The organism is Paenibacillus chitinolyticus, assembly GCF_045038035.1.
Taxonomy (GTDB): Bacteria; Bacillota; Bacilli; order Paenibacillales; family NBRC-103111; genus Paenibacillus_F; species Paenibacillus_F chitinolyticus_A.
The window spans coordinates 1,020,781-1,034,830 of record NZ_CP173427.1 but is presented as its reverse complement, the minus strand read 5'-3'; the positions used below and the strand labels follow the sequence as shown (position 1 = coordinate 1,034,830).

16 protein-coding genes are annotated in these 14,050 nt (G+C 54.3%); 6 read left to right on the top strand and 10 right to left on the bottom strand.

Annotation, left to right across the window (positions count from 1 at the left end; translation table 11 throughout):
• Positions 1–6: 6 nt before the first annotated feature.
• From gatA to ACI48J_RS04630, 8 genes are all read right to left on the bottom strand, one after another.
• Positions 7–1,464: an Asp-tRNA(Asn)/Glu-tRNA(Gln) amidotransferase subunit GatA gene (gene gatA / locus ACI48J_RS04665; RefSeq protein ID WP_405081941.1), complete on the bottom strand. Its 1,458-nt coding sequence runs from the start codon at positions 1,462–1,464 to the stop codon at positions 7–9.
• A 66-nt stretch (positions 1,465–1,530) separates the two neighbouring features.
• Positions 1,531–1,818, bottom strand: a complete 288-nt coding sequence (gene gatC, locus ACI48J_RS04660; RefSeq protein ID WP_042234499.1) for an Asp-tRNA(Asn)/Glu-tRNA(Gln) amidotransferase subunit GatC — start codon at positions 1,816–1,818, stop codon at positions 1,531–1,533.
• Positions 1,819–2,071: 253 nt separating this feature from the next.
• Positions 2,072–2,449 (bottom strand): hypothetical protein, encoded by a 378-nt coding sequence (locus ACI48J_RS04655; RefSeq protein ID WP_009671386.1) that lies wholly within the window; start codon positions 2,447–2,449, stop codon positions 2,072–2,074.
• Between the two features lie 221 nt (positions 2,450–2,670).
• A complete protein-coding gene (locus tag ACI48J_RS04650) occupies positions 2,671–3,867 on the bottom strand; it encodes a M24 family metallopeptidase (RefSeq protein WP_405081940.1) in 1,197 nt (398 codons plus the stop codon).
• 522 nt (positions 3,868–4,389) lie between these two features.
• On the bottom strand, positions 4,390–4,740 hold the full coding sequence (locus ACI48J_RS04645; protein WP_326055218.1) for a hypothetical protein: 351 nt from the start codon (positions 4,738–4,740) through the stop codon (positions 4,390–4,392).
• 296 nt (positions 4,741–5,036) lie between these two features.
• A complete protein-coding gene (locus ACI48J_RS04640) occupies positions 5,037–5,660 on the bottom strand; it encodes an MBL fold metallo-hydrolase (protein ID WP_405081939.1) in 624 nt (207 codons plus the stop codon).
• Between the two features lie 14 nt (positions 5,661–5,674).
• Complete coding sequence (locus tag ACI48J_RS04635; RefSeq protein WP_326055222.1) at positions 5,675–6,241, bottom strand: thioredoxin family protein; 567 nt, start codon at positions 6,239–6,241, stop codon at positions 5,675–5,677.
• Positions 6,242–6,273: 32 nt separating this feature from the next.
• Positions 6,274–6,867, bottom strand: a complete 594-nt coding sequence (locus ACI48J_RS04630; protein WP_326055223.1) for a DedA family protein — start codon at positions 6,865–6,867, stop codon at positions 6,274–6,276.
• 213 nt (positions 6,868–7,080) lie between these two features.
• On the opposite strand from ACI48J_RS04630, the gene ACI48J_RS04625 reads away from it, so the two are divergent.
• From ACI48J_RS04625 to ACI48J_RS04610, 4 genes are all read left to right on the top strand, one after another.
• On the top strand, positions 7,081–7,536 hold the full coding sequence (locus tag ACI48J_RS04625; RefSeq protein ID WP_405081937.1) for a cupredoxin domain-containing protein: 456 nt from the start codon (positions 7,081–7,083) through the stop codon (positions 7,534–7,536).
• A gap of 177 nt (positions 7,537–7,713) precedes the next feature.
• Positions 7,714–8,028 carry a dehydrogenase gene (locus ACI48J_RS04620; RefSeq protein ID WP_326055225.1) on the top strand — a complete coding sequence of 105 codons (315 nt, stop codon included), beginning with the start codon at positions 7,714–7,716 and terminating at the stop codon, positions 8,026–8,028.
• Positions 8,029–8,162: 134 nt separating this feature from the next.
• A complete protein-coding gene (locus tag ACI48J_RS04615; RefSeq protein WP_405081935.1) occupies positions 8,163–9,095 on the top strand; it encodes a polysaccharide deacetylase family protein in 933 nt (310 codons plus the stop codon).
• A gap of 90 nt (positions 9,096–9,185) precedes the next feature.
• Positions 9,186–9,953 (top strand): TSUP family transporter, encoded by a 768-nt coding sequence (locus ACI48J_RS04610; RefSeq protein ID WP_326055228.1) that lies wholly within the window; start codon positions 9,186–9,188, stop codon positions 9,951–9,953.
• 76 nt (positions 9,954–10,029) lie between these two features.
• Here ACI48J_RS04610 and ACI48J_RS04605 read toward each other — a convergent pair whose 3' ends face one another.
• Positions 10,030–10,689 (bottom strand): NAD(P)H-binding protein, encoded by a 660-nt coding sequence (locus tag ACI48J_RS04605; RefSeq protein ID WP_009673262.1) that lies wholly within the window; start codon positions 10,687–10,689, stop codon positions 10,030–10,032.
• 192 nt (positions 10,690–10,881) lie between these two features.
• A complete protein-coding gene (locus tag ACI48J_RS04600) occupies positions 10,882–11,163 on the bottom strand; it encodes an antibiotic biosynthesis monooxygenase (protein ID WP_009673274.1) in 282 nt (93 codons plus the stop codon).
• A 180-nt stretch (positions 11,164–11,343) separates the two neighbouring features.
• Here ACI48J_RS04600 and ACI48J_RS04595 point away from each other — a divergent pair, with 180 nt between their 5' ends.
• Complete coding sequence (locus ACI48J_RS04595) at positions 11,344–12,585, top strand: DUF2167 domain-containing protein (protein WP_405081934.1); 1,242 nt, start codon at positions 11,344–11,346, stop codon at positions 12,583–12,585.
• Positions 12,586–12,911: 326 nt separating this feature from the next.
• Complete coding sequence (locus tag ACI48J_RS04590) at positions 12,912–14,045, top strand: amidase domain-containing protein (RefSeq protein ID WP_405081933.1); 1,134 nt, start codon at positions 12,912–12,914, stop codon at positions 14,043–14,045.
• The last annotated feature ends 5 nt before the right edge of the window (positions 14,046–14,050 follow it).

The window sequence follows — 14,050 nt, the reverse complement described above, 5'->3', positions numbered from 1 at the left end:
TACGCGTTATAGCTGCGGACGCTGCTTGTGATGATCGGTGTTCTGCTCGAAAGCGTGAGCTACGCGCAGCACGGTGGACTCGTCCAGCGCCTTCCCGATAATCTGCAGTCCTACAGGCAGGCCAGAGGCCAAACCACACGGTACGCTGATGGCCGGAATACCTGCCAGGTTGACCGGGATGGTCAAAATATCGTTCAAATACATCGTAAGCGGGTCGCCTACCTGCTCTCCCAGACGGAACGCCGTCGTAGGAGCCGTAGGGCCGATCACGACATCGTAGTTTGCGAAAACTTGATCAAAATCCTGCTTGATCAGCGTGCGGACTTTCTGCGCCTTCAGATAATAGGCGTCATAATAGCCGGAGCTGAGCGCGTAAGTCCCGAGCATGATCCGGCGTTTCACTTCCGGACCGAAGCCTTCGCTTCTGGACATATGGTACATTTCCAGCAGGTTGTTCGCATTGTCCGTACGCACGCCGTAGCGGACGCCGTCGTAACGCGCGAGGTTGGAGGACGCTTCCGATGAAGCAAGCAGATAGTACGCCGCAACGGCATACTCGGAATGCGGCAGGGAAACTTCCTCGACTACCGCTCCCAAACCTTCCAGCACGCGGAGGGCTTCCTGAATCTTCTCCTTCACCTGAGGATCGACTCCAGCGCCCAGGTATTCCTTAGGCACCGCCATGCGGAGCCCTTTGACGTCGCCGGTCAATGCGGAGACGTAATCGGGAATCTCCACGTTCGCCGACGTGGAGTCCTGCGGATCGTGGCCCGCAATCGACTGCAGGACGTAAGCGGAGTCTTCGACGTTCTTCGTAAGCGGACCGATCTGGTCCAGCGAAGAGGCGAACGCGACAAGTCCGAACCGGGACACGAGCCCGTAGGTCGGCTTCAGGCCGACCACGCCGCAGTAGGCGGCCGGCTGGCGGATCGAGCCGCCGGTGTCGGAGCCCAGCGAGAAATACACCTCGCCGGCAGCCACGGAAGCCGCAGAGCCCCCGCTGGAACCGCCGGGCACACGCTCCAGATCCCACGGATTGCGTGTCGCGTGGAACGCGGAGTTCTCGTTGGAGCCGCCCATGGCGAACTCGTCCATGTTCAGCTTGCCGACGGGAAGCGCCTGGGCTTCCTTCAGCTTGCGCATCACAGTCGCGTCGTACACGGGCGTGTAGTTCGACAGGAACTTACTCGCGCAGGTGGTCGTGATGCCTTCGGTCACGATGTTATCCTTGATGCCTGCAGGCAGACCGAACAGGATTCCCCGGGATTCTCCCGCGGCAATCTGCTCGTCCAGCGCTTTCGCAGAGCGGCGGGCATTTTCCTCGTCGAGCTTGAGGAACGCTTTTACTTTGCCGTCCACTTCGGCGATCCGCCGGTAAGACTGATCGACCAGCTCCGTGACGGATACTTTTTTATCCAGCAGCTGTGTATGTAATTCTTGTAATCTCAACTCAAATAGCGACAACGTAAGGTGCCTCCCTTCAAATAACAGACAACCGTGCAAACTCCAAGGTCTGGTTAAACGTTCGTATTACTCCATAACGGCGGGCACTTTGAACTGCCCGTCTTCTTCTTCCGGAGCGTTCAGCATCACTTTGTCCAAAGGCAGGGACGGACGGACTTCATCCTCCCGCGTCACGTTCTTGACGGACATCGCATGACTCGTCGGCTCCACATGTTCCGTATCCAGCTTTCCAAGCTGTTCGGCGTATTTCAAAATAGCGTTAAGCTGCTCCGTAAACTGTTCCTTCTCTTCGGCAGAAAGATCAAGGCGGGCCAGCTTGGCCACGTGTTCGACATCCTTAATAGTAATGCTCACAGACGATTCGCACCTCTCTTTGTATGTACACGCCAAATTCATTCTACCTATTATAGCCTAGTTATTTTTTGATCTCAATTGATTCCCGGCCGAAAACGCAGAAATAAGCGGAATTTTGCGGTTATTCGGTATTCACCGTGAATGCAAAAGTCAGATAAGCAAAAAGAGCCTCTCCCGGGTCACCTAAGACGGAAAGGCTCTGTCTGCAATCTTTTGTACGGGAAACCAGCCCCGAAGCTCTTCAAACGATCATCTATATCCAAGCCCGAAGGTTCACCTGTTTGATGAAATCCTCGGCGCTTTGAACTTCTTTGCTCTTCTCTGCAACGATTTCAACCGGTTCGCCGTTCATCACTCGGTTAAACAGTTCTTCGTTGCGCGTCGCCAGCGCGAAGTCGATCAAGGCTTCCTTCTCCAAACGGTCGACTTCCTGACGAAGCAGGACTTCTTCCAGTTCGATATCTGAGGCGGGCACGAAAAAATGTTTATTCAGCTTCGGCACTCGGATGACATAGTCGAACAAGTTGTCGTTGTTGCGGTCATAAGCGATGATGTAGGCGTAATCGCCGATCGGCAGATTCTGTTCGAGCCGGTCCTCCACAATGATCACGCGCGCTCCCAAAGACAGCATCCGGATTCCCCCTTTCCCATGCAGAGCGGGCTGAGATGCCCTGTTCGATTCTCCTAAAGCGATGCGGAAAGCATACACTCTACTTTCGAATCTAGCATGGATTAGTAACATCGTACTAAAAAAAGAGTACGCTGTCCATAAACGTCTCCCTGTTTTCCCGACGGGTTGGGGTAGTTTTTATTGACCTCCGGTCGAACCGCCGCTGCGGGCGTGAGCTGTTGTCAAAGAACCAGAACGCCCTCCCGGGATACGGTAAGCTTCTCGAATCCGGTTTCCGTAATGGCATAAGTATTCTCGATCCCGACAACTCCCTGTCCGGGGAAGGTGAATTTCGGCTCCACGGCGATGACCATGCCGGGCTCGAGCTTGTATTTAAACCCTTTGGCCAACACCGGAAACTCGTCGATTTCCAGACCAATTCCGTGTCCGAGAAACTTAACCTGATCAATGCCGTACCCCATAAAATGGCCGCCCAGTCCTTCGGCAGACGCCGTGTCCAGCGATTGCAGGTAGAGATGCTCCGCAACGGTCCCCGGCTTCATCATCGCTTCGGCTTCCTTCAAAATTTTCTCCGAAATTTCGTAAGCGTGCCGAAGCTCTTCCGGCAAAGCGCCGATCACCGCGGTACGCGTCTGGTCGATCACATAGCCTTCGATGTTGCAGCCGATATCGATAAGAATCGGTTCGTTACGGCCGATGGGCCGGCTGCCCGCACTTTGCGGACTTGCCGGGCTGAGCCCTCTGCCGCCTGCAGGGCCGTCAAAATAAGTCGGCTCGGCCGCAGCCGAGCCAGCCGCCACGCAGCCCGTAATAAGCTCGGAGTTATACGCGCGCATGCGCATGAGCCCGAGATGGCCTTGGAGGCGGTTCTCCCGCTCGATGAGACTCATCAGCTCGAACTCGGGCATCCCTTCGCGGATACCGGCGAGCGCCTTCTCCAGCGTCCGGTCGATAACGCCCGCGGCCTTGCAGATGAGCGCGATTTCATCGGCGGACTTGATCATCCGCAGCTCTTTGACGAGCAGCGAGCCGTCTTTCCACTTCACGCCGGGAAAAGCCCCTTCCAGCCGCTGGAACTGCTGAACGGGGAGCACGTCGAACTCCGTCGCGATGACGGGCTCTTTGCCCGAAGCGAATACGCCGGGGCAGCGCTTGGCGAGCCGGTCTTTAAGCGTACGGAGGGAGCCGAGTTCCTCTACCTCCGCGAGCGACTCCTGCTGCGCTCTCGTGATGCTGCGGCGCACAAGGAACAGCGGATTGCCCTCAGCGGGAACGAACAAATACCCGTTTTGCATGGAGCCGTTAAAATAGTACAAGTCCACATGATGGTTTACCAGGAAGCCGTCGATACCGCCGGCCTGCATCGCCTTTTGCAGCCGCTGCTGCCTTTCCGCATACGGATGATCCGTTTTGTTCATTAATATCCATCCCTTCTTACGGTTCTTATACCGTCATCATACCCCGCTCCGGCGAGGAGGCGCAAACGGATTTCGAGCGGCCAAACGATGACGCGAGGCGGGTCCGGGGCTGCAGAAATGAATTTATGCAGCCTTGAAACCAAACCGATGAAGCGCATTGTGCAGCGAGGGAGTAAAGCGAATGGCGGGGTTAAAACGGGGAGCTGCCCGAAGCACCGCTTTAAGCGGCTTTTTGAAGCATGGGGTTTATGAAATTCACAAAACGAAACTAAAAAACGCAAACTCGCGGCTTCTGCCGAAAGTTTGCGTTCTTCGCAAACAATTCTATTCGTTTTGTGTCTTCTTTTTCCAAAATATCACATTCATACCGTACAGGCAAGTTTTTTATCGCAAGTCAGTCCTGTATTCCTTAGCCGCCGCTTCGGGCCGGTGATATTCCGCCAAAAAAAGAATCCGGACGCTGTCGCATTCGGATTCTGAAGGACCGTTCTTAATCAGGCGTTCCTTGCGGAAAGCTCCGAACTAACATTTTTTGGCGTAACCGAAACCGCTTGAAATGATAACGAGAAGAATGAAAAGGACGAGGATATTGGCGGAATTGTCGGACCAGCACCTCTTCGCGACCGGTTTGATCGGATGACAGACGGGATGATGATGCGGCTTATAGTTCGCTACATACACCTGATTTACGATAGGTATAGACGGCATTTGAATGATCGGCGACGGCAAGGGACCGGGATAAGGCAGCGGAGTCGGTTGTATGGGCATCGGTGCCGGCATCGGCATGGGCTGAGGCATTACAGCTTGGGGCATGGGACCCGTCTGTTTGGGGGTGTAGACGGGACCGGTATACGTTTTTTTAACATGTTCCATGGGTTATTCCCTCCTGTATGTTACCGTTCCGTATTTTAAATTACCTTGTGCGGAATTCGGAAAGTAGGCTTTCAGCCTTACACCAACAGTCTATGGGTCCTTTCCCATGCGGAACACGGTATATACCCAATCCCTTAAAATTAGGCGCTTTTCATGAGAAAAAGCCTCCGGATGCCTTGTACCGGCGAATGCCCGTCCGCTGCAGCGGACGTCCCGAGGGATACGCTGTCAGCAAAAAAGGAATTCGCCCGGTTTGCATTCCGGAGGCTTCTTTTGGCGGTATGGTATGACCGGCCTTAAATATAAGGATTGTTCTGTTTTTCGTAGCCGATCGTCGTCTTCGGACCGTGGCCCGGGTAGACCGTGACGTCGTCGCCAAGCTCAAAGAGCTTGCCGTGAATGGAATCGAGCAGCGTGTTCCAGTCGCCGCCGGGAAGGTCCGTACGGCCCACGGACAGACGGAACAGCACATCTCCGCCGATCAGGTGGTTGTCGAACAGGAGGCTGACGCTGCCCGGCGAGTGGCCCGGGGTATGCAGCACTTTGATCTTGGTGCCGAAAAATTCGAGCACCTGTCCTTCGTCAAGCGCGTATTCCGCCGGCTCGACCACAATCGGGCCCGTAACGTCCGGCCAGCGCGCGGAGCCGTTCAGCTTAGGGCTGCCCAGCCAGTCGTTCTCGGCATCGTGAAGATAGACCGGGCACTTCTTCAGCTCCCGGAGTTCCTGCACGCCGCCGATGTGATCGAGATGCGCATGCGTAAGCAGAATGGCTTCGATCTCCATATCCTTGATGCGCTTGAGCAGCGGTCCCGGCTTCATGCCGGGGTCGATGACAACGCCCTTCTGCCCGCTTTCGTCGGTCAGCAGGTAAGCGTTGGTCTCCATGGGGCCGAGCTTAAAAGTTTCGATGCGGATCATACGTACCCCTCCTGTCAGAACGTGGAAAGCAGCTCGCGGAGCTCGCTTACGATGACGGACTGATAGCCGACGCCTTCGCCGTACTGGCGGAGCATTTCCGCGCGTACCGCCTGGATTTTATCGTTGTAATCTGGCGCTTCGCGGTCCGGATTTCCTTCTTTGAAGGCTTTCATGACAGCCTGTACCCGTTCAGGACGGGGACCCCATTTGCCAAGCACGTGACCGCCCGTATCCGTGATAATAACGACCGGAATGGAGCGTCCGCCGAAAGTCAGGAACTGGTCCATAACATCGGTATGTTCTTCCATAATGAGGACTTCTACCGGTATTCCGCTGTTTTCCAGCGCCTTGAATACGACCGGGATGTTGCGCACGACGTCGCCGCACCACTCGGCCGCGATGATGACGCAGCGCAGGTCGTCACGGTTGTTCAGGGATTCGAAAAATTCCCGGTCGTCCTCTGTCGCCCACTGAAACTTCCCGTACCAGTCAAGAAACGCTTCCTGGTTGCGCTGCATGCTGTCGATGAACTGCTGCGGCGTTAAGCCTTTGCCGATGACGGCGGATAAGTTGGTGCTCATAAAATCCATCCCTTCTTTGGCGGCAAACTTCGTTATTTACGCTTTGCCCGCATTTTCTTGGCTACCAGATAAATGATCATAAGACCGATAGCTGCGATTAGAATCGGAACTGTGTATTTGCCTGCAATTTCGTCGATGCTTTCCCAATTGTCTTTCAGGGTCATCCCGAGATAGACGAACAGCATGGACCACGGAATAACCGCCAGCGTCGTATAGAACGTAAACAGTCCCAGAGGCATTTTGGCCAGCCCCGCCGGTACCGAGATCGCATGCCGGACGACCGGTATGAAACGGGCCGTAAAAATAACGCCTGTTCCGTATTTGTTGAACCAGGTCTCCGCAAGGTCGATGTGATGCTTATTGATGAATATGTATTTGCCGTACCTTTCCAAAATGGGACGTCCGCCGTAACGGCCGACCCAGTAGACGAAAATCTGGGCGATGACGCCACCCACGGTGCCGAAAAAGACGGCGCCCGCAAAACCGATCTCGCCTTTGGCTACCAGATAGCCCGCATACGAAAGTACGATTTCACTCGGAATAACCTCGATCATCAGCCCGAGCATGACCCCCCAGTACCCGAGGCCTTCAAAAAATACCAAAAGCGAATGAATAAACTCTCCCATCTCCAACCTACTTTCCCCAGCATGATTGTCGATTCCGCAGGTCTTCCCGCGCTTTCTTCTAATAGAATCTCTCCTATTCTACCATAGAGAAAGGCCGTCAACCACTTAACAATGCGGCCGGGCCGTGTAAAGGAGACGATACAGCCCTTTATTTTCATCATGAGCTGACAAGCCCGTGCATATAGTGTACAAACTGGTCTGGGGGGAAAGTTCATGTTCAAATCTTTTGTGCTCAAAAAATATCACTTCGCCATGTTCCTCGGGTTTCTTTGCGTAGCGTTCGCGGCAGTCCTGTTTTTCCGTAATCCGCAAATCTTGTCTACGGCGGCGGAGCCGGCCGCGGCTCCGGAACGGACGATCCAGCTCGTTACCGGAGAATTTTCCACGAAGCTGGATAACGGCAAAGAAATCGAAGCTTACCGCTGGGACCCCGGCACGATTGTCGTGCGCAAAGGCGAGAATATCCGGCTCAGCATTTACGGAGTCAACGGAGCGAGCCATCCTTTTATTATCGAAGGTCTGAACATCAAGGGCGAAGTAAAAAAAGGCAAAGAAACGGTCGTCAACTTCAAAGCGGAAAAAACGGGAACCTATCGGCTCATCTGCATGACTCACACGGATATCGCCCACAGCGGCCCGATGATCGCCTATATCAATGTCATCGACTGACAGGAAGCCTCAGGCTTCCTTTTTTTATTGTTTGCTGCATCGCTACGCCCGGCTCCGTCACCTCCACTCCTTTTGTTCAGTCTCCCCTTCGCTCTTCCGGCTTCTCTCCACTCCCTTTCCTCCTCACTTCCGGCAGGTCGGCCGCATACACTGAAACAGAGTAAGGAGGCGATCCGGTTGAAGAATAAAACCAACGAGAAACACAAGCCGCAAATTCCGAGCGCCAGGGGAATACGCCGTTCGTGCAGCCGCGAGCTTTACCGAACCGTCAAACGGCTGAAGGTGTATATCTCCCCGGAAAAAATCGAAGAAGCGGAGAAAATATATACCCGGAAAGTGGCCCAGAACATCGCGTTCATCGTGGAGCATTCGGATAACCGCAAAGTCCAGGCGGACTGGTGGGAGGAACATGTCGCTCCCGAGATAGCCGTCCTGTGGGACGTGAACGCCGATACGCTGTCCAAAGCGTTCCGCAGCGCTTACGGGGGATAAAAATGAAAGCCGGGCCGCGCTTGCGGAACCGGCCTTTTTTTTGCCGAACAGCCTCCGTGAAGCCGGATGAAATGGAGATGTAAGGGCAGGCTAACCCTTATCCGATATGCAAACCGACAGGAGGATCAGTCAGCATGATCAAGATTTCCGGGTCTCTCAAGGCCCTCCCCTTACGGCGGACGGCTGCGGCCTGCGCCATTTGCGTCTTCTTCACCCTGGCCCCCGCTCCCGCGCTCGCATCCGGCGGGCTTCACGGCTCAAGCGGGTTAACCATTTCCGCACCCCGGGCGGAAGCCGTGAACGGGCTGCGGCTCCTTTCAACCGCTTCACCGGCTTCGATACCGGCGGAGAAAGACACGAACGCCGCTACCGCCAAACCCCGGGATCGGGATTATTACGAACAGCGCGGAGAAATCGTCTGGGAGGTCCCGTCCGCAGGCAAAGTGATCGCACTGACGTTCGATGACGGGCCGGACCCGGTACAGACGGTGCAAATTTTGGACGAGCTGAAAAAGTACGGGGCGAAAGCCACGTTTTTCGTAGTCGGGAAAAGGGCCGAGAGGTTTCCCGCACTGATCAAACGAGAGGCGGCCGAGGGGCATGAGATCGGCAATCATACGTACAGTCACCCTTTTCTGACCAACAACCGGTCAACGGAAAGCATCCGCAGCGAGATCGCGGCGACGCAGAAGGTGATCAAATCCATCAACGGAACGGCACCCGTCCTGTTCCGCCCGCCGGGGGGCTATTATCATGAAAGGCTCGTTCATGTCTCTCTGTCGGAAGGGTGTCTGCCTATTCTATGGTCCTGGCACCAGGACACGGAAGACTGGAAAGCTCCCGGTGTGAACCGGATCGTGAACAAGGTGCTGAATAATGCCCGCGAGGGCGACATTGTCCTGTTCCACGATCATGTCCAAGGTTCTTCGAACACGGTCGATGCGATCCGTAAAATTTTGCCGGAGCTGTCGAAGCGGGGTTATCATTTCGTCACGGTATCGGAGCTTCTGAAGCTGCGCGGATCAACCAGCGGAGTAAGCAAGCCTTCCGGTTCCAAAACGAAATAAGCGGTCCCGCGATTTCATCTGTCCTCCTTCCTTCTTCCGATGTACAATTGGGAAAAGGTATAACGGGTTGGAGGACGGTGGCTTTACATAATGGAAGCTTTAAGCTGGGAAATGCTGCTTTTTCTGATTGTGACCGGGTTTTTGGCCGCTTTCGTGGATTCGGTCGTCGGCGGGGGCGGTCTTATTACGGTTCCGGCCCTGTTGTTTACGGGCCTTCCGCCGGCGCTCGTTCTCGGAACCAACAAGCTGGCGGGAACGATGTGCTCGCTGACTAGCATGACTTCGTTCCTGCTTTCCGGAAAAATCCATTTCCGGCTGGCGGCGGCGCTTTTTCCGCTGTCCCTGGTCGGTTCGATGCTCGGCGCGCTGCTGGTACACCGGATACCGTCCGAGTTTCTTAAACCGCTGGTCGTGGTGCTGCTCATTGCCGTGACGATCTACACTTTGCTCAAAAAAAATTGGGGAGCGGCGTCCACCTTCAGCGGCCTTACGTCCCGGAGCAGGTTCTGGCTGGCGGCCGGAGCTTTCGTTATCGGCTTTTACGACGGCTTCTTCGGCCCCGGAACGGGCTCGTTCCTTATTTTTCTGTTTCTGCTGCTCGGTTTTGATTTCGTGGGAGCATCCGCCAATTCGAAAGTGCTTAACTTCGCCAGCAATATCGGCGCGCTGGTCACCTTCTTCCTGGTGGATTCCGTAAGTCTCGCATACGGAATTCCAATGGGGATCGCCATGATCGGAGGCGCGCTTGTGGGAACCCGTTTTGCCATCCGCAAAGGAGCTTCCTTCGTCAAGCCGCTTTTTCTGATCATGACCACGGTGCTGATCGGCAAACAGTTATGGACGCTGATCATGTCCTGACGACGGCCTTCCGTGCAGTATGCAAGCAAAACAAAAGAGCCTGACCGTTCAATCGTGAACGGTCAGGCTCTTCGCGTTAAATCTGATGCGATTCGTAGATGCGGATACTTTCCGGTTTCTGCTTGGCGGCCTCCGCCATTCCCGCAGCGACCCGTTGAGCCGGTATCGGCCTATATTTACGAAGACCCCCCGCCATCAGGAAAGAGAAGGCTTTCGCGGCTACGGCTCCCGCTTTCTCCCCGAAACGGAATTCCTCTCTGTCTCCCAGCAGAAGGGAAGGTCTGAATATTCGCAATGTACGCAGTCCCAATTTGGATAAACCGTGTTCCAGATCTCCTTTGACCCGGCTGTAAAAAAATTTCGAATCCCGCTTCGCTCCCATGGCGGAAACGACAAGAAATTGACGGGCCCCGTACTTCTTCGCCAGGTTGCCCAGAATCATCGGGTATTCGTAATCGACCTCGCGGAACTGTTCCTGTGTACCGGCTTTCTTAATCGTGGTGCCCAGCGCGCAAAACACATCCGCCTGCTTCAATTCTCCGCGTAAATCTTGCTCCAGCTGCTCCGGGTTCCAATCCGTCACGATCTGATGAAACTTGCTTTCACTGTCCCGTCCCTCGATTCGCGTGCGGACCAAGACGATAATTTTCTCGTAACCGGGATCGGCGATAAGGACAGAGATCAACTCTCTGCCTACCAGTCCCGACGCCCCGGCTATTATGGCAGTTTTTTTCATTGAGCAGCACTCCTGGTTTAAAAACGTAAAAACGGGTTAAACACATGTAGATTTTACCCTTCGGCGATTTCTCATCCCTTGGGAAAGGCGGAACTTAAGCCTAAACGGCGCCTCTACAAATATAAACAGCCCCGAAGCGGGGCCGTTATCCTATAAACGAATGAATGTACGTTAAAGTTTCGGAAGCTTTCCCTAGATGAGCGTCTCGCCTTCGAAATACGAAAGACGCGCTTTCGGTTTCATCTCCTGGCCTCCATGGCCGCCGTGCGAACGTTTGAAAACCTCGCTTTGGGTATACGCCTCGAACGCTTCTTTATTTTCCCACTTCGTGATCACTTTAATCGCCTGTTCGTCGGTCCAGACTTCCAATCCGAGAAAGCCTTGGAGTTCTTTCATGTTAGGCGCCTGCTTGCGGAACATTTCGACCATTTGCGGAGGATTGGGAACTTCAATGGTATTTACGGCAATGTACATCTTGGACATCCTCATTTCTTATATTAGAGTACGAAACCTTATGTATAGTGTAGACCATTGAGAGCGGAGAAACAAATAAACAGAGATTATAACCATTATTTGTCTTGTAAAATAATTAATACGCTATATAATAAGCAATATTTAATATATAAACTAATTAAAAACAAAGGAGAGAAAATTTTGAAGCTTCCAAAGTTAATTACCCTGGTAACCGGCGCAGCCCTCTGCGTCTCTTTATGGACGGCCCCGGCCTCGGCCGAAGAAACCTTGAACTGGGTGGAAGGTCCGAAAAAAGTGGGACTCGGTCAAATCGCCGAGCTGGATCTGGACAAAAATTTTGTGTTTCTGAACGATACCGATACCAAAAAGTTCGAAAAGCAAAACGGCACCATGACCAACAATCGGGAGATCGGATCGGTTTTTCCGAAGGATGAAAATCAGAATTGGGCAGTCATCTTCGAGTATGAGGAATCCGGTCACGTCAAGGACGACGAGAAAGACAAAATCGATGCCGACGATCTGCTCAAAAGTTATAAAAAAGGGACGGAAGAGGCCAACAAAGAGCGCAGCGAATCCAATCAGCTGTTCGTCGACGGCTGGGATGTGAAGCCCTTTTACGATAACGACATACATAGCCTTTCCTGGTCCCTGCTGGGACACGATTCCAATAACGAAAAATTCGTCAACTACAACGTTAACGTACTTACCCGGGAGGGCGTAATCTCCGTCGTTCTCGTGTCCGACCCGAAAAATCTCGCTGCGGACCGTAAGGTGCTGACCTCCTCCATCCTGCCGAAGCTGCAGGTGAAGGCCGGACAACGATACGAAGAGTACAATTCCAAAACGGACAAGCTGGCCGAGTACGGTCTGTCGGGCCTGATTCTCGGCGGCGCGGGTCTCGCGGTCGCCAAAAAGGTCGGACTGATCGGCCTGCTGCTCGTCTTCCTGAAAAAGTTCGGCGTCATTCTTGTCGCCGGCCTCGCTGCCTTGTGGCGGTTCCTCCGCGGCAAGAAAAAGAAAGCGGCCGCAGAGCAGGCCGCAGAGGCGCACGCCGCCGAAGCGAGAGCGGCCGAGCTGACGGCAGCCGGAAGCGACGGACCCGCGGCCGATGCGCCGGCGCAGGACGCGGCCCCCGCTCCCGGGCCTTCGGCGGAGACGGCGGCGCGGCAGCTTGCCGGCGAAAGCGGGCGCCCCGTGGTGCGCATGCTGTCCGGCGGCGAAGCTCCGGCGGACCCGGGTGCCCCCGCAGACGCCCGGACTCACGGCGGCTCGGGGGATGACCCGGCGCCGGCGCCGGAGCCGGAGCGGACCCGCTCCGAGGCGGCTCCCGCTTCCGAGTCCGGAACGGGCCGCACGCCTCTTACGGAGGAGGATTCCCTCCGTAAGCCCGGCCGGCCGGAAGATCCGGACAAGAGCAAGTAGCCTGCGGCTGTGTTCACCGCGCGGCGCAGGTTCATCCAAAGGCAGTTCCCGTTCGAGAACGGGAACTGCCTTTTTTGCTATCCGGAAACGGGAGCCATGTCCGCGGTATGCCCCCGGTTTGTCCCCGTAATGCCGGTCCGGCATCCCCGTTCTGGCTATATCCCGGATACTCCGTCCGGTATATCTTTAATAGTGTAAAGGATTTACCGAAGTTTCCGACTTAAGCGGAGGTGAACGTACAAACATACAAAACGCGTAAAAACCGGAAGCGCTTTCCGACGGAACATGCCGTCATTAAATCCACTATTTTAGGAGGGAATTTATTTATGAAGCTTAAAAAGATGGTCACTTCTCTGCTGTTGATTTCCGCTTTTACGACGACTTCGGCATTTGCCCAGACGTCCCCCGGAGTCGTCAAAGACGACCTTTATCAGAAGGCCGTTCAAAAGGAAGTCGAAAATTTTGTCAAGAAAGCTTACACGCCCTACTACACAATTAACTCCATTCAATTATCCACGTCGGATTACTCGGTTAAAGACAACCGGTTGACGGCCCGCGTGAACATTTCCTTGAATAAAACGCTCAAAGCGAAATCGGTCGATGAGCTGCCCTACGTGAAAGGATTGAAAAGCAAGCTTAACGTCTTGAAGCTGCGCAAAGAATCAAGCTCCACGGATGCGGAGCAGGTCGTCAACGACCGGATGAAAGATCTGCAGGAATATATCGGGACTTCCACGGACCAGAACGATTCGTTCCGGATTACGGCTCCTATCGTGAACGGCAGCCCGGATCTCAAGAACGCCAATCTGGAATTTCTTAACGGACTGGTCGACTGGATTCCCGCGGATTATTTTATTCCTTCCAATGAGTCCGGCATGATCGCAAACGGTGAAGAGTTTGTTACGGAAGCCGTAACGACCAACAAAAGCTTCCTTGTCAAAAGCCCGGCAGAAGCTTCGCTGGTCCAGCCGCTTGCCGCCGTCACCTACGACAGGATTGCCGCCAGGGATTATGCCAACAAATGGACCTCGAACACAACGAACGCGTCCGGCTACGACACAAGCAAATGGAACCCGAACTATGCCAAACATACCGAAAACGGCGGTGTCGACTGCGCCAACTACGTTTCTCAAGCGATCTATGCCGGCGGCATCCCGACGGACAGCACATGGAAACCGGAAAGCCTCGCCTGGGTGAACACGGGCCGCAACATCTCCAACGGTTTGAAGCAGTATATGGTGGATACGAAAGGCTATTTCTACAAGACCACCAAAGCGACGACTCCCGCAGGCGGCTTCATCAGCGCCCTAAAATACTCGCACGTTATGTTCGTGGTAGCCAACGATACCGTCACGATGCAGTTTAGCGCTCACACCAACGACAGACTTAAAGCATCCTTTGCCAACTTCTCCGCTTCGGATTACGAGTTCTACTACATTAAATCGACTTATTTAAAATAAAAGAC

Coding starts and splice junctions, on each gene's coding strand:
- ACI48J_RS04655 (WP_009671386.1), bottom strand. CDS start 2,449: ATGCTGTCTTTGGGAGCGCGCGTGATCATTGTGGAGGACCGGCTCGAA.
- ACI48J_RS04650 (WP_405081940.1), bottom strand. CDS start 3,867: ATGAACAAAACGGATCATCCGTATGCGGAAAGGCAGCAGCGGCTGCAA.
- ACI48J_RS04645 (WP_326055218.1), bottom strand. CDS start 4,740: ATGGAACATGTTAAAAAAACGTATACCGGTCCCGTCTACACCCCCAAA.
- ACI48J_RS04640 (WP_405081939.1), bottom strand. CDS start 5,660: ATGATCCGCATCGAAACTTTTAAGCTCGGCCCCATGGAGACCAACGCT.
- ACI48J_RS04635 (WP_326055222.1), bottom strand. CDS start 6,241: ATGAGCACCAACTTATCCGCCGTCATCGGCAAAGGCTTAACGCCGCAG.
- ACI48J_RS04630 (WP_326055223.1), bottom strand. CDS start 6,867: ATGGGAGAGTTTATTCATTCGCTTTTGGTATTTTTTGAAGGCCTCGGG.
- ACI48J_RS04625 (WP_405081937.1), top strand. CDS start 7,081: ATGTTCAAATCTTTTGTGCTCAAAAAATATCACTTCGCCATGTTCCTC.
- ACI48J_RS04615 (WP_405081935.1), top strand. CDS start 8,163: ATGATCAAGATTTCCGGGTCTCTCAAGGCCCTCCCCTTACGGCGGACG.
- ACI48J_RS04610 (WP_326055228.1), top strand. CDS start 9,186: ATGGAAGCTTTAAGCTGGGAAATGCTGCTTTTTCTGATTGTGACCGGG.
- ACI48J_RS04605 (WP_009673262.1), bottom strand. CDS start 10,689: ATGAAAAAAACTGCCATAATAGCCGGGGCGTCGGGACTGGTAGGCAGA.
- ACI48J_RS04600 (WP_009673274.1), bottom strand. CDS start 11,163: ATGTACATTGCCGTAAATACCATTGAAGTTCCCAATCCTCCGCAAATG.
- ACI48J_RS04590 (WP_405081933.1), top strand. CDS start 12,912: ATGAAGCTTAAAAAGATGGTCACTTCTCTGCTGTTGATTTCCGCTTTT.